The organism is Streptomyces sp. NPDC006193, assembly GCF_040613915.1.
GTDB lineage: Bacteria > Actinomycetota > Actinomycetes > Streptomycetales > Streptomycetaceae > Streptomyces.
Genome location: NZ_JBEXTB010000004.1, coordinates 118737 through 136492, shown reverse-complemented (window position 1 = coordinate 136492; position 17756 = coordinate 118737). Strand labels below are relative to the sequence as shown.

The 17756-nt window shown below is 74.1% G+C and carries 13 protein-coding genes, 1 other RNA gene and 2 pseudogenes; 9 read left to right on the top strand and 7 right to left on the bottom strand.

The window, feature by feature from the left end:
- Positions 1–90 precede the first annotated feature (90 nt).
- On the bottom strand, positions 91–723 hold the full coding sequence (locus tag ABZ261_RS06025) for a response regulator transcription factor (RefSeq protein WP_356856144.1): 633 nt from the start codon (positions 721–723) through the stop codon (positions 91–93).
- Positions 724–728: 5 nt separating this feature from the next.
- Positions 729–2234 carry a histidine kinase gene (locus ABZ261_RS06020; protein ID WP_356855755.1) on the bottom strand — a complete coding sequence of 502 codons (1506 nt, stop codon included), beginning with the start codon at positions 2232–2234 and terminating at the stop codon, positions 729–731.
- A 397-nt stretch (positions 2235–2631) separates the two neighbouring features.
- Between ABZ261_RS06020 and ABZ261_RS06015 the strand changes: the two genes are divergently transcribed.
- The gene (locus ABZ261_RS06015) at positions 2632–3555 is read left to right on the top strand and encodes a MaoC/PaaZ C-terminal domain-containing protein (RefSeq protein ID WP_356855753.1); all 924 of its coding nucleotides are present in this window, start codon (positions 2632–2634) and stop codon (positions 3553–3555) included.
- A gap of 906 nt (positions 3556–4461) precedes the next feature.
- On the opposite strand, the gene ABZ261_RS06010 is transcribed toward ABZ261_RS06015, so the two are convergent.
- Positions 4462–4626, bottom strand: coding sequence for a hypothetical protein (locus tag ABZ261_RS06010; RefSeq protein ID WP_356855751.1), 165 nt, complete (start codon positions 4624–4626; stop codon positions 4462–4464).
- 97 nt (positions 4627–4723) lie between these two features.
- Positions 4724–5971, bottom strand: a complete 1248-nt coding sequence (locus ABZ261_RS06005; protein ID WP_356855749.1) for a hypothetical protein — start codon at positions 5969–5971, stop codon at positions 4724–4726.
- Positions 5972–6158: 187 nt separating this feature from the next.
- On the opposite strand from ABZ261_RS06005, the gene ABZ261_RS06000 reads away from it, so the two are divergent.
- The 3 genes from ABZ261_RS06000 to ABZ261_RS05990 are packed head-to-tail and all read left to right on the top strand — an operon-like array spanning position 6159 to position 9418.
- Positions 6159–6998 carry a Nif3-like dinuclear metal center hexameric protein gene (locus ABZ261_RS06000; RefSeq protein ID WP_356855747.1) on the top strand — a complete coding sequence of 280 codons (840 nt, stop codon included), beginning with the start codon at positions 6159–6161 and terminating at the stop codon, positions 6996–6998.
- Positions 6999–7011: 13 nt separating this feature from the next.
- The gene (locus tag ABZ261_RS05995; protein ID WP_356856142.1) at positions 7012–7755 is read left to right on the top strand and encodes a C4-type zinc ribbon domain-containing protein; all 744 of its coding nucleotides are present in this window, start codon (positions 7012–7014) and stop codon (positions 7753–7755) included.
- A 16-nt stretch (positions 7756–7771) separates the two neighbouring features.
- Positions 7772–9418: a bifunctional RNase H/acid phosphatase gene (locus ABZ261_RS05990; RefSeq protein WP_356855745.1), complete on the top strand. Its 1647-nt coding sequence runs from the start codon at positions 7772–7774 to the stop codon at positions 9416–9418.
- Here ABZ261_RS05990 and eda read toward each other — a convergent pair.
- Positions 9390–10052, bottom strand: a complete 663-nt coding sequence (eda, locus tag ABZ261_RS05985; protein ID WP_356855743.1) for a bifunctional 4-hydroxy-2-oxoglutarate aldolase/2-dehydro-3-deoxy-phosphogluconate aldolase — start codon at positions 10050–10052, stop codon at positions 9390–9392. The two genes, ABZ261_RS05990 and eda, sit on opposite strands and share 29 nt — an antisense overlap.
- An 80-nt stretch (positions 10053–10132) precedes the next feature.
- The gene (gene yaaA, locus ABZ261_RS05980; protein ID WP_356856140.1) at positions 10133–10915 is read right to left on the bottom strand and encodes a peroxide stress protein YaaA; all 783 of its coding nucleotides are present in this window, start codon (positions 10913–10915) and stop codon (positions 10133–10135) included.
- A 74-nt stretch (positions 10916–10989) separates the two neighbouring features.
- Here yaaA and ABZ261_RS05975 point away from each other — a divergent pair, with 74 nt between their 5' ends.
- On the top strand, positions 10990–12441 hold the full coding sequence (locus tag ABZ261_RS05975) for an RNB domain-containing ribonuclease (RefSeq protein WP_356855741.1): 1452 nt from the start codon (positions 10990–10992) through the stop codon (positions 12439–12441).
- A gap of 1 nt (position 12442) precedes the next feature.
- Here the strand turns inward: ABZ261_RS05975 and ABZ261_RS05970 are convergent.
- Positions 12443–13037, bottom strand: a pseudogene (locus ABZ261_RS05970) (MerR family transcriptional regulator); the annotation flags it as partial.
- Positions 13038–13239: 202 nt separating this feature from the next.
- Here ABZ261_RS05970 and ABZ261_RS05965 point away from each other — a divergent pair.
- The 4 genes and pseudogenes from ABZ261_RS05965 (at position 13240) to ABZ261_RS05950 (ending at position 17681) form a co-directional block, all read left to right on the top strand.
- Positions 13240–13380, top strand: a complete 141-nt coding sequence (locus tag ABZ261_RS05965) for a hypothetical protein (protein ID WP_356855739.1) — start codon at positions 13240–13242, stop codon at positions 13378–13380.
- Between the two features lie 82 nt (positions 13381–13462).
- An RNA gene (gene rnpB, locus ABZ261_RS05960) (RNase P RNA component class A) lies at positions 13463–13864 on the top strand.
- Between the two features lie 112 nt (positions 13865–13976).
- A pseudogene (locus ABZ261_RS05955) lies at positions 13977–14778 on the top strand (IS5 family transposase).
- Between the two features lie 320 nt (positions 14779–15098).
- Positions 15099–17681 carry a DUF262 domain-containing protein gene (locus tag ABZ261_RS05950; protein WP_356855737.1) on the top strand — a complete coding sequence of 861 codons (2583 nt, stop codon included), beginning with the start codon at positions 15099–15101 and terminating at the stop codon, positions 17679–17681.
- Positions 17682–17756 lie beyond the last annotated feature (75 nt).

Here is a 17756-nt window from a genome sequence, read left to right as displayed (position 1 = left end):
CTATTCCGTTGCTTCGGGCCTCTAACGACTTCTTGACCGATTCATGGGTCCCTGACGCGGCGTCAGGGGGCCGAGGGGCGCAGACGCCGGTCAGAGCCAGCCCTGGTGCCGGGCCTCCCGCACCGCCTCCGCACGGTTCCGGGTGCCGGTCTTGCCGATCGCCGACGAGAGGTAGTTGCGGACCGTGGACTCGGACAGGTGCAGCCGGCCGGCGACGTCGGCGACCGTCGCCCCGTCCGCCGACGCCGCCAGCACCTCGCGCTCACGCGGCGTCAGCGGATTCGGCCCGGCGCTCAGCGCGGCGGCCGCCAGGGCGGGATCGAACACCGTCTCCCCGGCGAGCACGCGCCGGATCGCCGCGGCCAGCTCCTCCACCGGCCCGTCCTTGACGAGGAAGCCGGCCGCTCCGGCCTCCATGGCCCGGCGCAGATATCCGGGCCTGCCGAAGGTGGTCAGGATCAGCACCCGGCAGTCGGGCGCCCGCTCGCGCAGTTCGGCCGCCGCGTCCAGCCCGCTGGCGCCGGGCAGTTCGATGTCCAGCAGGGCCACGTCCGGCCGGTGGGCGAGCACGCCGTCCACGACGGCGTCGCCCGAGGACAGCTGGGCGACGACCTCGATGTCCTCCTCCATGCCGAGCAGCAGGGCGAGGGCGCCGCGCATCATGCCCTGGTCCTCGGCGAGCAGGACCCGGATGCATGGGGCGGGGAGGCGATCCCGGGGCATCTCGTTCACGCGCCCAGACTACGGCGGGGCCGACGCCCCCAGCGGCGGGTTCCCTCCCCGTCCCCGGGGCGCGTGCCGACGCCGGCCGGGTGGCCGGCCGTACCCGGCGCCGTACCCGCCGGCGGCGCCGACTCGTCCGCGCCCAGGGGCAGTTCCGCGCTCACCGTGAACCCGCCGCGCGGCGCCGGGCCGGCCGTCAGCGAGCCGCCCGCCGCCGCGAGGCGCTCGGTCAGCCCCTTCAGACCCGTACCGCCCCGGCCCTCGCGCGGCCGGCCCGCCGCCTCGCCGGTGCCGTAGCCGGTGCCGGTGCCGTAGCCGGTGCTTCCGCCGGACCCGGTGCCGGTGCTCTCGCCGGACCCGGTGCCGTCGCCGGTGGCGGTGCCCTCGCCGGTGGAGGCGCCGTCGCCGGTGGCGGTGCCCTCGCCGGTGGTGGTGCCGTCGTCGGTGACGGTCAGCCGGGCCCGTCCGGCGCCGCCCTCCACGGTGATCTCGCAGCGGCCGGCGTCGCTGTGCCGGACGACGTTGGTGACCGCCTCGCGCACCACCCACCCCAGCAGCGCCTCGGCCTGCGGGGTGAGCGGTGTGCCGGACCGGCGGACCGCCGCCTCCACACCCGCCGCGGACAACGCGGAGCGGGCCCGGGCCAGTTCGGTGGCCAGGCTGCCCTCCCGGTAGCCGGTCACCGCCTCGCGGATCTCCGTGAGCGCCTGCCGGCCCACCGACTCGATGTCCGTGATCTGCGCCAGCGCCGCGTCCAGATCGCGCGGGGCCAGCCGCCGGGCCGCCTCCGACTTCACCACGATCACCGACATGGTGTGCCCGAGCAGGTCGTGCAGATCACGGGAGAACCGCAGCCGCTCCTGCTCCACCGCGCGCCGGGCCAGTTCCTCGCGGGCGGCCCGCAGTTCCCGTACGGCCTCCGACAGGCCCAGGACCGCGGCGGTCACCATGCCGGAGATGAAGGTGGCGTACCCGATGCCCGTCGCCTCGCTCCAGCCGCCGTGGACCCAGGAGACGGCGGCCGCGCCCACCGCGAGCGGCACGGCGGCCCGCCCCAGCCGCCGGCCGCGCAGGCACGCGCCGACCGCGAGTCCCAGCAGCGGGAACAGCATCAGCCAGGGGCCGCCGTAGCCGAGCGCCAGACCGGTGGTGACCAGGCCCATCAGGCCGAGCGCGACCCGGGTGGACACCGCCTCCCGCCCGGCGCGGTCGAAGGCGCGGAAGACGACGTGGACGTAGAGGAAGCCGAAGGCCAGCAGGCCCGGACCGGCGATCCACGGGTGCGGGGTCTCGCCCCGCAGCAGGCCGGTGACGGAGCCCGTCCCCATCAGCAGCCAGGGCAGCAGGGTGAAGCCGGTGAGCGGCGGCCCCGGGTGGCCGGCGTCCAGGTCGCCGCCGCCGGGCGCGGCGGACCGTCGCGCCGCCCGGAAGCGCTCGTGCCCGGTCCGCCACCCGAGCCGTTCCGCCCGCGGCGCCGCCGCCGCGCCCCGCGGTCTTTGCCACCACGTCATCTCTGCCCCCGGCTCCCTGGCGCCCGCCTCGCCGGGAGGAGGGCACAACGTACGAGCGAACGGTACGGAACCGGTTCCGGCCGACGGCAGGGGCACCCGTACGGCTTCCGGCAGGACATATGTCACGGTCCCTGCCGCGGCGCGCCCGCGGGACCCTTCACAGGCGGGGAGCGCTGGGTTATACAGAGGGCGCCGGACGCGACCACGCGCCGGACCGGGCGACGGCGCCCCCGGCGGCCGGCGGCCGCCGCGGTGCGACGGGCGGCCCGTGCGGACGGGCGCCCGTGCCGACGGGCGGCTCGTGCGGACGCGCGCCGGCCCGGATCGGCCGGCGGCAGCGCGGCGAGGACGAGCGCACCGGTCCGGCCGCCCCGACAGCCGTCACGTCAGGAGTCCCATGCCCATCGACGCGGCCCTGGCCCTAGCCGCCGCACCCCGCTGCGAGGAGATCACCTGGCGAGCCCAGGACGTCCTGCTGTACCACCTGGGCATCGGCGCCGGGGCCGACCCGGACAAGGACCGTCCCGCCACCGACCCGGACGAGCTGCGCTACACCCTGGAGTCCCGGCTGCACGTCCTGCCGAGCTTCGCGACCGTCGCCGGGGGCGGGCCGCCCGGAGTGATCGGCGGACTGTCCATGCCGGGCGTCGACGTCGACCTGGCCAGGGTGCTGCACGCCGGCCAGGGCCTGACGCTGCACCGGCCGGTCCCCACCGCGGGCACCGCCACCGCCGGCGGCCGCATCGCCGCCGTGTACGACAAGGGCACGGCCGCCGTCCTCGTGATGCGCACCGAAGTCGCCGACGCCGACGGCCCGTTGTGGACCACCGAGGCCCGCATCTTCGTCCGCGGCGAGGGCGGCTGGGGCGGCGACCGCGGGCCCGGCGCCCTGCCCGGACCGCACGGCACGGCTCCGGCCTGCCCGCACGGCACGGCCCCGGCCGGACCGCCCGCCGGCGCTCCCGACCGCACCGTCGAGCGTCCGGTCCGCCCCGACCAGGCGCTCCTCTACCGCCTCTCCGGGGACCGCAACCCCCTGCACGCCGACCCCGCGTTCGCCCGGCGCGCCGGCTTCGACCGGCCGATCCTGCACGGCCTGTGCACCTACGGCATCACGCTGAAGGCGGTCGTGGACACGCTGCTCGGCGGCGACGTGACCAGGGTGCGCGCCTACGACGCCCGGTTCGCCGGGGTGGTGTACCCGGGGGAGACCCTGCGCATCCGCATGTGGCGGGAGGAGGGCCGGGTGCGGGTCACGGTGGGCGCCGTCGAGCGGGGCGACGCTCCCGTGCTGAGCGACACCGTCGTCCGGCACACCTGACCCCGCCGTACGGCCGTGCCGCCACCCGCCTCGCGCGTTCAGGCCCGTGGAGGCCCGCGAGCGGGGATCCGGTCCGGTGGCAGCCGCTGCCGCCTGCGCTGCGACGCCGCTGCGCGGGGCGAGGGCCGGGGAGTGCCCGGGCGGTTGGTCCGCGAGAGCGCGTGCGCCGGGCGGTTCGGCGGCTGTCGGCACCGTCTCTGCGCCCATACCGTCTCCCACCCGGTGCCGCCTGCCCGCGAGCCCGCGTGCGGTGGCGAAGGCCCTCCGGTGGTCCGGCAGGCCGTCGGTGAGACCCGGCCCGCAAGCTGAGTCCGGCGGCCGTTCAGGGGCCGCCCGTCCTCTCGTTCCGGTGCGCGCGGGCGCGGTCGCGGTCCTGCGCATGCCGTCCGTCCGAGGATGCCCGTGCGGGGTGCGACGCCCGTGCCGGGGTGCGACCCGGCCGCCCGCCGTCCGCGGCGGCACGTCCGCCGTCAACGACCGCGGGTGCGCGCGGGCGGAGTCGGTCCGCTGTCCACGCAGCCCGTCCCGCGAGGCCCTCGCAGGGGCCGCGTCCGGGAGCTGTCGATGCCGCCGGTGCGCGGCGGGCGGGGCGGGGGCCGGAGTCCGGGCGGCGTCCGTGCCGGCTTCCCCTCGAATGCCCGTACGCAGGGGCGGAGTCGACGCCACCCGTCCGCGACGCCCCTGCGCCGGGGCGAGTCCGGCGGCCGTCCATGCCGCCCGACGCCCGACGCCCCCACCCGTCGGTGTCACCGTGTCCCGCCGCGCGACGGCGGAGGTGGGGTGCCACGCCCCGGCCGTCGGAGGCGCGTGCGGCAGCTCAGGACTCCGGGGCAAGACGAACGGGCAAGACGTACGGGCAAGACGAAAGGGGGCGCTCGCCGCAACGAGCGCCCCCTTCGCGTTCACCTACCGCCAGGCGACGGCCTCGGCCGTCTCCTGGACCGGCTTGCGGTGCCGGCCGTGCGGAGTCGTCTCGGACTCCTGGGCCGCCACCGGGCCCCGGTGCCGGCCGTGGCCGGCCGTCTCCTGCGAACCGGCAGACAGGTGCTCCATCGTGCTGGTGTCACTCATCGGAAGAATTCACCCCGTCAACAATGATCTTTCGTACAGCCGGGCGAGTCTAACCGGCGCACCGCGGGCCGAATCCATGCGTACACACCAACCGGCACTAGTTCGTTACAAGGCGTCCCAGAGGCGCCTGCTGGAGCGGCACGGGCCGGGCCGGGACCGGGTGCGGAGGGTCCGCTTCCGGTGCTGTGGGGCGCTCCTCGGACTCCCCGGCGGCACCGTCCCCGGCCGCGTCACCCGCGTCCCCCGCGTCCCCCGCATCCCCCGCGTCGGCCGGCGTTGCGCCGCCCCCGCCCGCCGCGGCCTCCGCCGGCCCCGCCTCCCCCCAGGGCACGGTCAGTTCCGCCACCCCGCACGGCGTCTCCCGGGTGGCGTACGGCAGCCGCAGCACCCCGTCCCGCGTCCACAGCCCGGCTCCCGCCAGCCATCCCCGCGGCGCCGCGAGATGACGCACCCGCCGTTCGGCCGGCCGCCAGGCGGCCACCCAGGTGCCGGACGTGGCGTCGATGCGCAGGCCCACCGCGCAGTTCTCCGGCATCAGCGCCTGCCCCGGCTGCATCGCGAACGGCGTCACCCCGCACTCCGGCATCCGCAGGCACTCCGGGAAGCGCACCGGCAGGGCGCTGCCGAGCACCCCCCAGCCCAGCCGTTCCCGCCCGGGTGACGGCGCGTCGGAGGAGATCATCAGCAGCCCGCTGTCGGGGTCGGCGAGCAGCAGCCGGTCGTCGCTGCCCTCCGCGATCTGCAGCAGCGGCGAGACCTCGCCGCCGCGCTCCAGGTCCACCACGACCGTCTTGGTGCGCCCGCCCAGCTCCCGGTCGAGGGCCAGCAGCCGCCCGGTGCGGTCCAGCCACACCCCGCCCGAGCAGCGCCCCGGCACCTCGGCGAGCCGCTGCGGTCCGTGCGCGCCGCCCGCCACCAGCCACACCACCCCCGCGCGCGGCCCGGCGGCGAGGGCGTACGCCCGCGCGCCTCCCGGTGCGGGCGGCAGCAGGGCGAGCCGGGCGCCGGGCTCCGGGCACTCCACGGCGCCCAGCGGCAGCTCGCCGGTGCCGGGCCCGGTCGGGTACAGCAGCGAGAAGACGTGCCGCCGCTCGATCAGACGGTGGATCAGCACCCGGCCGTCGCCCAGCGGCTGCACCTCGGTGCCGGCCTCCTCGGGCTGGCCGCCGGGCAGCGGCACCGCGTACGGCTCCGGGCCGTCCAGGGTCCACCGCTCGGGGAACCAGCAGTCACCGGCCCGCGCCAGCCGGGCGGCGTACGCGCCGTCCGCCGTGATCGCGCACCCCGCCTCCGGCGCACCGCCGCCCCCGTCCGTGGACGGGGGTTCGATCGCACAGGCCGTCATCGTCCGGTCACCTCCGGCGACGAAGCTAGTTTTCGCACGCAAAGGCGGGGGAGGTGCCGGCTCCTGCTTCACACGTACGGGTGGCGCAGAAGCGATTCTTCTGAGGTGACGAGGGTGGTTGTGCTGACCGGACCGGACCGGCCGGATGCGGTACGGACGCGCAGGACAGCCAGGTAGCCTTTCCTTCGTGCCCCGTCTGTCTGAAGTCATCGCCGCGCTGGAGAACCTGTGGCCCGCCGAGCGGGCCGAGTCCTGGGACGCGGTCGGCACGGTCGTGGGCGAACCCGGCCAGGAGGTCACCCGGGTCCTGTTCGCCGTCGATCCCGTGCAGGAGATCGTCGACGAGGCGGTGCGGCTCGGCGCCGACCTGCTGGTCACCCACCACCCGCTCTACCTCCGCGGCACGACCACCGTCGCGGCCGGCCACTTCAAGGGCCGGGTCGTGCACACGCTGATCAAGAACGACATCGCGCTGCACGTCGCCCACACCAACGCCGACACCGCCGACCCCGGTGTCTCCGACGCCCTCGCCGGCGCCCTGGACCTGCGCGTCCTGCGCCCCCTCGTCCCGGACCCCAGCGACCCGCACGGCCGGCGGGGCCTCGGCCGCGTCTGCGAGCTGGACCACCCGCTCACCGTGCGCGAGCTGGCCGCCCGCGCCGCCGAGCGGCTGCCCGCCACCGCGCAGGGCATCCGGGTGGCCGGCGACCCCGAGGCCGTCGTCCGCACCGTCGCCGTCAGCGGCGGCTCCGGCGACAGCCTCTTCGACCAGGTCCGCGCGGCAGGCGTCGACGCCTTCCTCACCGCCGACCTGCGCCACCACCCGGCGTCCGAGGCGGTGGCCCACAGTCCCCTCGCGCTGCTCGACGCGGCGCACTGGGCCACCGAGTGGCCCTGGTGCGAGCTGGCCGCGAGCCAGCTCGACGAGATCTCCGACCGCCACGGCTGGGACCTGCGCGTCCACGTCTCGAAGACGGTCACCGACCCCTGGACCGCCCACGCGGCGTCCACCACCACCTCTAGCTAACGGGAGCCCCCAACTGAACGCCGCGCCCGCCGACCAGATCCGACTCCTCGACGTCCAGGACCTCGACGTCCGCCTGCAGCAGCTCGCGCACAAGCGGAGGTCGCTGCCGGAGCACGCCGAGATCGAGTCGCTGACGAAGGACCTCACGCAGCTGCGCGACCTGCTCGTGGCCGCGCAGACCGAGGAGAGCGACTGCGCCCGCGAGCAGACCAAGGCCGAGCAGGACGTGGACCAGGTGCGCCGGCGCGCCGCCCGCGACCAGCAGCGCCTGGACTCCGGCGCGGTCACCTCGCCCAAGGACCTGTCCAACCTCCAGCACGAGATCGCCTCCCTCGCCAAGCGGCAGGGCGACCTGGAGGACGTGGTCCTGGAGGTCATGGAGCGCCGCGAGGCCGCGCAGGAGCGGGTGAACGAGCTGACCGAGCGGGTCGCCTCGGTGCAGTCCAAGATCGACGACGCGACCGCGCGCCGCGACGCGGCCTTCGAGGAGATCGACGGCGAGGCCGCCTCGGTGACGAAGGAGCGGGAGGTCGTGGCGGCCTCCGTCCCCGCGGACCTGCTCAAGCTGTACGACAAGCTGCGCCAGCAGCAGGGCGGCATCGGCGCGGCGAAGCTGTACGCCCGCACCTGCCAGGGCTGCCGGCAGGAGCTGGCGATCACCGAGCTGAACGAGATCCGCTCCGCGGCGCCGGACACCGTGGTCCGCTGCGAGAACTGCCGCCGCATCCTGGTGCGCACGGCCGAGTCCGGACTGTAGTCAAGGGGGCGGGCCCGTGCGGGAGTTCATCGTCGAGGCCGACGGCGGGTCGCGGGGCAACCCCGGCCCCGCGGGCTACGGCGCCGTGGTGCGCGACGCGGCGACGGGGGACACGCTGGCCGAGACGGCGGAGTACATCGGCGTCGCCACCAACAACGTCGCCGAGTACCGCGGCCTGCTGGCCGGCCTGCGCGCCGCCCACGCCCTCGACCCGTCCGCGGCGGTGCACGTCCGGATGGACTCCAAGCTCGTGGTCGAGCAGATGTCGGGCCGCTGGAAGATCAAGCACCCCGACATGAAGCCGCTGGCCGCACAGGCACGCTCCGTCTTCCCGCCGGACCGGGTCACCTACGAGTGGATCCCGCGCGAGCGGAACAAGCACGCCGACCGCCTGGCCAACGAGGCGATGGACGCGGGCGCGAAGGGCGAACCGTGGTCGCCGCCGGGGCCCCGCGCCGCGTCGGCCGCCCCGCCCGCCGTCCCGGAGCCCGCGGGCCCGCCGGGCGACGCGAAGGCGGGCGCCGCGAGGGCCCGCGCGGCCCTGACCCGGACCCGCGACACCGCCCCCGCCGCGGCCGCACCGGCACCTGTGGACGAGCACCGCCCGCCCGTCGCTGGTGAGCGGCGGGCTTCCGATTCGGGTGCGGGCCGACCGCCGGCACCTGGCGAGCGGCAGACTTCCGGTCCCGGTGCGGGTCAGTTGTCCGTCCCTGGTGAGCGGCGAGCTTCCGGCTCCGACGAGCAGCAGGCACCCGCCCTCGGCGACCGGTGGGCTTCCGGTCCCGGCGGGGAAGAGGCGCCCGCCTCCGAGCAGCGCGTCACCGCCTCCGGCGGCGAGCAGGTCCCGGTCTCCGGTGAGTCGCTCGCTGCCGCTTCCGGTGACGAGCAGGCACCCGCTCCCCGCGAGCGGCGGGCTTCCGGGCCCGGGGCGGGACAGGTACCCGCTTCCCGCCAGTCGCGCGCGAGCGCACCCGGTGGGGAAGCCCCGGCCACCTCCCGCGAGCAGCGCCCCGGCTGGGGTGCCGCCCCGGACCTCGGCGCCCCCGCCACCTTCGTCCTCCTCCGCCACGGCGAGACCCCGCTGACCCCGCAGAAGCGCTTCTCGGGCAGTGGCGGCGCCGACCCCTCCCTCTCCGACGCCGGCCGGGAACAGGCCCGCCGCGTCGCGGAGGCCCTGGCACGGCGCGGCACCGTCCAGGCGGTCGTCGCCTCGCCCCTCGCCCGCACGCGCGAGACCGCCGCCGTCGTCGCCGGCCGCCTCGGCCTGGACGTGACGATCGACGAGGGTCTGCGCGAGACCGACTTCGGCGCCTGGGAGGGCTTGACCTTCGGCGAGGTCCGGGAGCGCTACCCGGACGACCTGAACGCCTGGCTGGCCGACCCGGAGGCCCGTCCCACCGGCGGCGGCGAGAGCTTCGCCGAGACGGCCGTCCGGATCGCCGCCACCCGGGACAAGCTGGTCGCCGCCCACGCGGGCCGCACGGTCCTGCTGGTCACGCACGTCACCCCGATCAAGACCCTGATCCGGCTCGCCCTCGGCGCCCCGCCCGAGTCGCTGTTCCGCATGGAGCTGTCGGCGGCCTCGCTGTCGGCGGTGGCGTACTACGCGGACGGCAACGCGAGCGTACGGCTCTTCAACGACACGTCCCACCTGCGGGCCTGAGCCCGGCAGCGGCCCGCGCCAGCTCCTCGATCCGGTCCCAGTCCCCGGCGGCCACCGCGTCCGCGGGGACCATCCAACTGCCCCCAACACAGCCGACGTTGGGCAGGGCCAGATACTCGGGTGCGGTCGCCTCCCCGATGCCGCCGGTCGGGCAGAAGCGTGCCTGCGGCAACGGCCCGGCCAGCGAGCGCAGATAGGCCGTACCGCCCGCGGCCTGCGCCGGGAAGAACTTCATCTCCCGCACTCCGCGCTCCAGCAGCGCGACGACCTCCGAGGTGGTCGACACCCCGGGCAGGAACGGCAGCCCGGACCCGCGCATCGCGGCGAGCAGCGCCTCCGTCCAGCCGGGGCTCACCAGGAACCGCGCCCCGGCCGCCGCGCACACGTCCACCTGGTCCGGCGCGATCACGGTGCCCGCCCCGACGACGGCCTCGGGGACCTTGTCGGCGATCGCCCGGATGGCGGCCGCCGCGGCCGGGGTGCGCAGCGTCACCTCGATGACGGGCAGCCCGCCCGCCACCAGCGCACGGGCCAGGGGCACGGCGTCGGCGGCGTCGGAGAGCACCACGACGGGCACGACGGGCGCGATGTCGAGGACGGAGGAGCCCGGGAAGGCGGGCGGCGGCGAGATCATGCCCACATCGTGCCCAGGAGCTGCACCACCCGCAACGACCGTTGCACCTCACGCAACAGCCCTGTTGACCGGTGTCCGCCTCAGCGCACCTCATCCACCAGCACGTCCAGCGACCACGCCTTCCCCGCCCGCGCGGGCGGCTCCGCCTCGACGGCGTACCCCAGCGCCCGCAGCGCCTCCACCAGCTCGGCGGGGTTCGCTGGCGCCGCCCCGGCGGACAGCAGGCTGCGGACGATCCGGCCCTTCGTCGCCTTGTTGAAGTGGCTGACGACCTTCCGGGTCGGCGCGTGCAGCACCCGTACCGTCGCCGTACGCCCCGCCACCTCGCCCTTCGGCTTCCAGGCCGCGGCGTACGCGGCGGAGCGCAGGTCGAGCACCAGCCCCTCCCCGGCCGCCTCCGGCAGCGCCTCGGCCATCGGCGCCCGCCAGTGCGCGGCCAGCGCGCCGAGCCCCGGCAGCTTCACGCCCATCGAACAGCGGTAGGAGGGGATCCGGTCGGTCACCCGCACCGCGCCCCACAGCCCCGAGAACACCAGCAGCGAGTCCGCCGCGCGCCGCTGCGCCGCCGCGTCCAGCGTGGCCAGGCCGAGGGCGTCGTAGAGGACACCGGTGTAGATCTCCCCGGCGGGGCGGGCGCCGGCCGTGCGCAGCCCGGCGTTCTTCGCGACCTCCCCGCGCAGCCCCTCGCTGAGCCCGAGCACCTCGCGCGCCTTCTCCTCGTCGCCGGCGCACAGTTCGACCAGCTCGCCGAGCACGGCCTCCCGCGCGGCGGTCAGCCCCGGCAGGGACAGCGACCGCAGCTCCAGCGGGGCGCCCTCGCCCCCGTTCGCCTTGCCTTCCGAGGGCGGCAGCAGGACCAGCAACACGTACTCCTCACGTAGACCTCGGCGCCAGGGTACGGCGTGCCCGCCGCACGGCCGCGGCCTACGCTCGCTGTATGCCCCGCCGCAAGATCCACGTCACCGGCGCCCCGGAAGCCCCCCTGCGGGCCGCGCTCGCCGCCCTGCGCGCCGGACTCGGCATCCCGGACGCCTTCCCGCCCGAGGTCCTGCAGGAGGCCGAGCGCGCGGCGCGGGCCCCCGCCCCGCCGTCGTACGACGCCACCGGCATCCCCTTCTTCACCGTCGACCCGCCCGCCTCCACGGACCTCGACCAGGCGGCCCACCTGTCCCGGCGCGGCACCGGCTACCGCGTCCGGTACGCCATCGCCGACGTCGCCGCCTTCGTCGCGCCCGGCGGACCGCTGGACGCCGAGACGCACCGGCGGGTGACCACTCTGTACTTCCCGGACGGAAAGGTCCCGCTGCACCCGGCCGTCCTCGGCGAGGACGCCGCCAGCCTGCTGCCGGGGCGGACCCGGCCGGCCGTGCTGTGGACCGCCGACCTGGACGCGGAGGGCCGCACGGTCGCCGTCGACGTGCGCCGGGCCCTGGTGCGCAGCCGCGCCAAGCTCGACTACGCGGGCGTGCAGCGGGCCGTCGACGCGGGAACGGCCGAGGAACCGGTCGCGCTGCTGAAGGAGATCGGGCAGGTCCGGCAGCGTCTCGAAGCCGAACGCGGCGGCATCTCCCTGGACGTGCCCGAGCAGGAGATCACGGAGGACACCGCCGGCGGGGACGGCGCCCGCACCTACGAGCTGTCCTACCGCGCCCCGCTGCCCGCCGAGGGCTGGAACGCCCAGCTCTCCCTGCTCACCGGCATGGCCGCGGCCGACCTGATGCTCGCGCACGGCACCGGCATCCTGCGCACCCTCCCGGCCGCCCCGGACGGCGCCGTGGCCCGGCTGCGCCGCACCGCGACCGCGCTGCACATCGACTGGCCGCACCACATGTCGTACGCGGCCCTGCTGCGCACCCTGGACCCGCGGAACCCGCACCACGCGGCCTTCCTGCAGGAGTGCACGACCCTGCTGCGCGGCGCCGGCTACACCGTCTTCCGGGACGGCCGCCTGCCCCCGCTCACCACGCACGCGGCCGTCGCCGCCCCGTACGCCCACTGCACGGCCCCGCTGCGCCGCCTCGCCGACCGGTACGCCGCGGAGATCTGCCTCGCCGCCGTCGCCGGACAGGACCCGCCCGAGTGGGTCCTCGCCGCGCTGGAGGCACTGCCCGGACGGATGGCCGAGGGCTCCCGCCGGGCGGGCACGGTGGAGCGGGAGTGCGTCGACCTCGTGGAGGCGGCCCTGCTCAAGGACCGCGTCGGGGAGGAGTTCGACGGCTGCGTGGTCGACGTGGACGAGCGCCGGCCGACCGTGGGGACCGTGCAGGTGACGTCCCCGGCGGTCATCGGCCGGGTCGAGGGCGAGCGGCTGCCGCTCGGCGAACGCCTGCGGGTACGGCTCACCCGGGCCGACCCGGCTTCGGCGAAGATCCTCTTCACCGCGGTGTGAGAACAGCACGCGCGGCCTCCTCCACCCGCGGGTCGTCCGGCGCGGCGTCCGCCAGCGCGTCGATCAGCGCGTACGCCCGTTGGGCCGGTGCCACCGCGTCCGGATCGTCCAGGAAGCCACGCAGCGCCGACAGCAGCCGCTCCCCAGTCCTCGTCTGGCGCCGCGGTGTCGATCAAGGCGAGGAGCTCGCGGTTTTCGGCGGCGATGGGGGGCGCCGCAGATCAGCCGCGCCAGCAGCCCGGCCAGCCCGGGCGACATCGGCCCTCGGCGGGCAGCCCGCCGGCGTCCAGCAGCGCCCGCAGCCGCTCACGCCGCTCCCGGATTCCCGCCTCCTGCCGGGCCAGGTCCAAGTCCAGCTCGGTGAGCACCTCGGCGAGGTCGTTGCCCGCGTCGTCCGCGAGCACGTCTCGCACCTCAGTGAGGCCCCGTCCCAGCTCGGTGAGCCGCCGGGCCCGGGCCAGGACGACGGCGTGCCGGAGCGTGTAGTCCCGGTGACCCCAGGCGAGGCGCCCGGGCTCGGGCAGCAGACCCAGGTGGTGGTAGTGCCGCACGGCCGGCGCGGTGACGCCGACGGCGGCGAGTCCTCCGAAACGCATGGGGCCAGTACAGACGTTGACGTCATGGCATGGTCAAGTGTCCCCCGGCCGCGACTCCCGGCCACCGGCCGCGGGGCGGCACACCCTCGCCCGGCCGGGCACACGGCCACCTACCCAGCCCGGTCGGGCACACGGCCCCTTCCGCTCCGGGCCGCGCGCAGACCGTGGCACCGGGCCGCCCCACGCCGCTGGGCCGGGTGCCGTGCTGCCGACGCGCGGCTGCTCCGGTGACTCGCCCCGGGCCCCGCACGGTCTGGCGTTCGACCGGGGCGTGATCGTGGAGGGCTGGGGCGCGGTCGTCGCCGGTGCCCTGCCCGGAGAGGACCACGGTGGCAGCTGGTAGCCGTCCTGGGCGGGCACCGTCCCCGCGACGGCTGCCGGTCTACGAGACGGCGCGCGCCCGGTACCATGGTCGGCACGGCAGACGAGCCGGGCGGACGGCCGCGTGGAGTCCCCTAGGGGGCTTCCCGAGGAACGTCCGGGCTCCACAGGGCAGGGTGGTGGCCAACAGCCACCCGGGGTGACCCGCGGGACAGTGCCACAGAAAGCAGACCGCCGGGGACCTCGGTCCTCGGTAAGGGTGAAACGGTGGTGTAAGAGACCACCAGTGCCCAGGGTGACCTGGGCAGCTAGGTAAACCCCACCCGGAGCAAGGTCAAGAGGAAGCACTCCGGTGCTTCTGCGCGGACGTTCGAGGGCTGCCCGCCCGAGTCCGCGGGTAGACCGCACGAGGCCGGCGGCAACGCCGGCCCTAGATGGATGGCCGTCGCCCGGGGCTCCGCGAGGAACCCCGGGAACAGAACCCGGCGTACAGCCCGACTCGTCTGCCTCAATTTCCATACCGGTTGCGGTCTTACAACGGCTAACACAATGAGGTGGATCCGCCCTGGTTCCCGTGTCTGGTACGACGGTTGAGCGTTCGGTCCGGGTGTGGAAAGTGTGCCGTGGATCGTGTCGGACGAGCTGTGGAACCGCCTAAAGCCGCTGCTGCCGCAGCGCACGCGGCGCTTCCGGTACCCAGGGCGCAAGCCGTTGCCGGACCGCGAGGTGCTGTGCGGGATCCTGTACGTGCTGCACACCGGAATCCAGTGGAGTACCTGCCCAAGGAGCTGGGCTTCGGCTCAGGCATGACCTGCTGGCGCCGGCTGCGGGACTGGAACGAGGCCGGCGTCTGGCAGCGTCTGCACGAGGTGCTGTTGGCTGAGCTGAACGCCGCCTCACGGCTGGATCTGTCCCGCTGTGTGGTCGACTCCTCGCACGTCAGGGCCTTGAAAGCGGGCAGCACACAGGCCCGTCGCCGGTCGATCGCGGCCGGGCCGACTCGAAACACCACCTGATCACCGACGGGCACGGCACTCCGCTCGCGGTCCTGCTGACCGGTGGAAACCGCAACGACGTCACGCAGCTGCTGCCACTCCTCGACGCGATCCCGCCGGTACGCGGCCGCATCGGCCGCCCCCGTCGCAAGCCGGACTCGCTGTTCGCCGACCGCGGCTACGCCCACGACATCTACCGCCACCAGGTCCGCGCCCGAGGCATCGTGCCCGCCATCGCCCGCCGCGGTACCCGCCACGGCACAGGGCTCGGCACCTACCGCTGGGGGATCGAGCGAACCTTCGCCTGGCTCCATGGCTTCCGGCGCCTGCGGATCCGCTGGGAACGACGAACCGACATCCACGAAGCGTTCCTGAAGCTTGCCTGCTGCTTGATCACCCACCGACAGCTCGGCTCATTGTGTTAGCCGTTGTTATGACTCTTCCATCGCCAGCTTCGGTGAGGTTGAGTGCGCCCCGCGATGGCCTTACGTGCTCTCGTCAGCGAGACGAGTACCAGATCGCTGTCCTGCCCTGCCAGCTCCGAGCTTCTTTCCTGGAGGGAAGGAGCTCCGCCTACTGGGCTGAGGCCTCATGTCACCGCACACGATCGACCACACGCCATTGCCCACTGGCAGCGAGAAGATGGGAGGAACCGGGTAAGGAAGAAAGCCGAACTGGACACGGGGCTACGTCCATGATGGCAGGATCATGGTCCGGTCCGACCACCTTGGGGGAGCAGTTTGGCATGCACGCTCAGGAAACGACTTTCAGCGAGCTCGTCCAGGGCGAGAAGCAGTTCCAGGTACCGCTTTACCAACGCACGTACAGTTGGCAGCGGGACGAGCTGCAGCAGCTTTGGGTTGACGTGTTGGAGCTGGTCGAAGAGCGTTTAGAGGGCCGAACCCCTGCGGCGCACTTCCTGGGCTCCGTAGTGCTGGCACCCGATCGAATCACCGCGGGCGGCATGCAGCGCTGGCTCGTCGTCGACGGTCAACAGCGGCTCACCACTCTTATGCTTGCCTTCACTGCCCTGCGCGACCGCCATCGGGAACGCGGCGCGGAGCAGAAGGCCGAGCGCATCCATGACCTCGTGCTCGTCAATAAGTACCGAAGCGGCGACGACCGCTACCGCCTTCTACCGACGCAGGCGGACCGCGATGCTTTCACCGCCTGCATCGAGAGGTCACCCCGGGCCGGAGGCCCCGGCAACGTGGGTGCTGCCTACCGGTTCTTCCTGGGTGCCCTCACCGAGGGTGAGGAGAGCGGTGGTGAGGCATGGACGGACGCGGTGGAAACCGTGCTCAGCGGTCTGTTGTCGATCGTGGAGATCACCGCAGCGGAGGGTGACAACGTCTATCGGATCTTCGAGTCGATCAACAACACCGGTGTTGGACTCAGCCAGAGCGACTTGCTGCGCAACTACCTCTTTATGTGTCTGCCGACTCGCGGCGAGGCCGTCTACCGCAGCCTTTGGCTACCAATGCAGGATCGGCTGGGCCCCACCAACCTCGAACTCCTCGTCTGGCTCGATCTGGTGGTGGCTGGCAACAGCCGCGCCAAGCAGAGCGAGATCTATCGGGACCAGAAGAAGCGCCTGGAGCCCGTGAGCTCCGACGAGGCGGCTCTGGAAGCCGAGATCGCCTCCCTGGCCCGCAGGGCGGAACGCCTGATGAGGATCCTGGAACCCGAGAGGGAACCCGATCCGGAACTTCGCGAAGTGCTGGAAAGGCTCTCCCGGTGGGGCGGCCAGACTCACTACCCACTGGCGCTCCACTTGCTCGACCGGGTGGACGATGGCCAGGCCACACCCCACCAAGCTGCTCAGGCGCTGGTGTATGCCGAGAGCTACATGGTGCGGCGTCTCTTCACCGGGTATTCCACCACGGGTAGCAACCGGGTGTTCATGGAGATGCCCAAGGAGATCGAGAAGGACGGCGACCCGGCCGAGGCTGTACGTCGCTTCCTGTCCAAGAGCCAGACGGGCGCCCGCGTCTGGCCCGACGACGACGCCGTCCGCGAGGCGATCCGTACCCGGCCCTTCTACAAGGCGGGTCGCAGCAATCAGCGATTCCAGGTATTGCGCAGGCTGGAGGAGAGCTACGGAGCGAGCGAACCGGTCGACTTTGCCAAGGCGCGGCTGACCGTCGAGCACGTGCTGCCGCAGAGCCCCGCTCAGCAGTGGCTGGACCTGCTCGCAGAGGAAACCGAGGACGGACAGAGCCCGGAGGAACTTCACGCCGCCCTGGTCCACACACTGGGCAACCTGACCCTTTCCGCGGACAACGCAAAGCTGTCGAATCATCCCTTCCGTCGTAAGCAAGAGATCCTGGACTTCAGTGCCCTGCGCATGAACCAGGAGATCGCCGGGTGGGAGCGGTGGGGGAAGGCGGAGATCCTCGACCGCGCCGCCGACCTCGCCGACCGGGCGGTCCGGCTGTGGCCTGGCCCCGTAGCGGGCACCGTCCCCGTGGACGACGAGTGGTCCGGCTGGAAGGAGCTGCGGGCCGCGCTCCTCGCCATGCCGGCCGGAACATGGACGACGTACGGCGATGTCGCGGCGCTCATCGGTACCCACGCCGTCCCGGTCGGCCAGCACCTGGCGTCCAGGGCGAATGTGCACGGCGCCTACCGGGTGCTGACGGCGGACGGCCGCGTGTCGGCGGGCTTCCGCTGGCCGGACGGCCAGGAGACGGGAGACGTACGGACCCGCCTGGAAGCGGAGGGCGTCCCCTTCGACGAGGCGGGCCGGGCTCGCCGATCTCACCGGTTGACCACCGCCGACCTGGCAGCCCTACTGGGCAAGGACATCGCCGAGGACGCCGAGCCGTCACCACAAGCCGACGACGAGCAGCAATCGGCGGCCAGCCGGTTCGAAAAGCAACTGCGGGACAACCAGACCGGGGAAACCGTCGACGGTGTCCTGAACGTCCTGCGCTTCTGGGAGCGACAAGGCGGTCATCTCACCTACGGGCGGGCAAACGAAACCAGTTGCTTCCCCACGGCGCGTTTCGGCAGTGCCCCCGACTCCCGAGCACTGTGGCCACTGGCGCTCTATCCGATCTCCGGCACGGTCGAGGTCGTCTTCCAGTATCTGAAGCGGCGTCCCCCGTTCGACGACGAGCCGCTGCGGCGAGAGCTGATGACCCGGCTGAACGGGATCCAGGGCATCGACTTGGCCGAGGCCAAACTGGACCTGCGCCCGTCCTTTCCGCTGGAGGTCTTCGCCGAGCACAGTGAGGAAATCTGCGGAGTGCTGGAGTGGTTCGCGCACACAGCTGCGCTCGCGGAGGCCCGCCGCATGATGGACGAGAACCCCGACACCCTCTGATAACACCAGGTGAAGTGTGGGGCATAGGAACTTCGAGCCCCACATGTGCCGAGCCGCGTCCCGCACGCCGCGCGT

Excerpts from the sequence above, each read along its gene's own strand:
- ABZ261_RS06025 (WP_356856144.1), bottom strand. The coding sequence starts at position 723 with ATGCCCCGGGATCGCCTCCCCGCCCCATGCATCCGGGTCCTGCTCGCC.
- ABZ261_RS06020 (WP_356855755.1), bottom strand. The coding sequence starts at position 2,234 with ATGACGTGGTGGCAAAGACCGCGGGGCGCGGCGGCGGCGCCGCGGGCG.
- ABZ261_RS06015 (WP_356855753.1), top strand. The coding sequence starts at position 2,632 with ATGCCCATCGACGCGGCCCTGGCCCTAGCCGCCGCACCCCGCTGCGAG.
- ABZ261_RS06010 (WP_356855751.1), bottom strand. The coding sequence starts at position 4,626 with ATGAGTGACACCAGCACGATGGAGCACCTGTCTGCCGGTTCGCAGGAG.
- ABZ261_RS06005 (WP_356855749.1), bottom strand. The coding sequence starts at position 5,971 with ATGACGGCCTGTGCGATCGAACCCCCGTCCACGGACGGGGGCGGCGGT.
- eda (WP_356855743.1), bottom strand. The coding sequence starts at position 10,052 with ATGATCTCGCCGCCGCCCGCCTTCCCGGGCTCCTCCGTCCTCGACATC.
- ABZ261_RS05975 (WP_356855741.1), top strand. The coding sequence starts at position 10,990 with ATGCCCCGCCGCAAGATCCACGTCACCGGCGCCCCGGAAGCCCCCCTG.
- ABZ261_RS05950 (WP_356855737.1), top strand. The coding sequence starts at position 15,099 with ATGCACGCTCAGGAAACGACTTTCAGCGAGCTCGTCCAGGGCGAGAAG.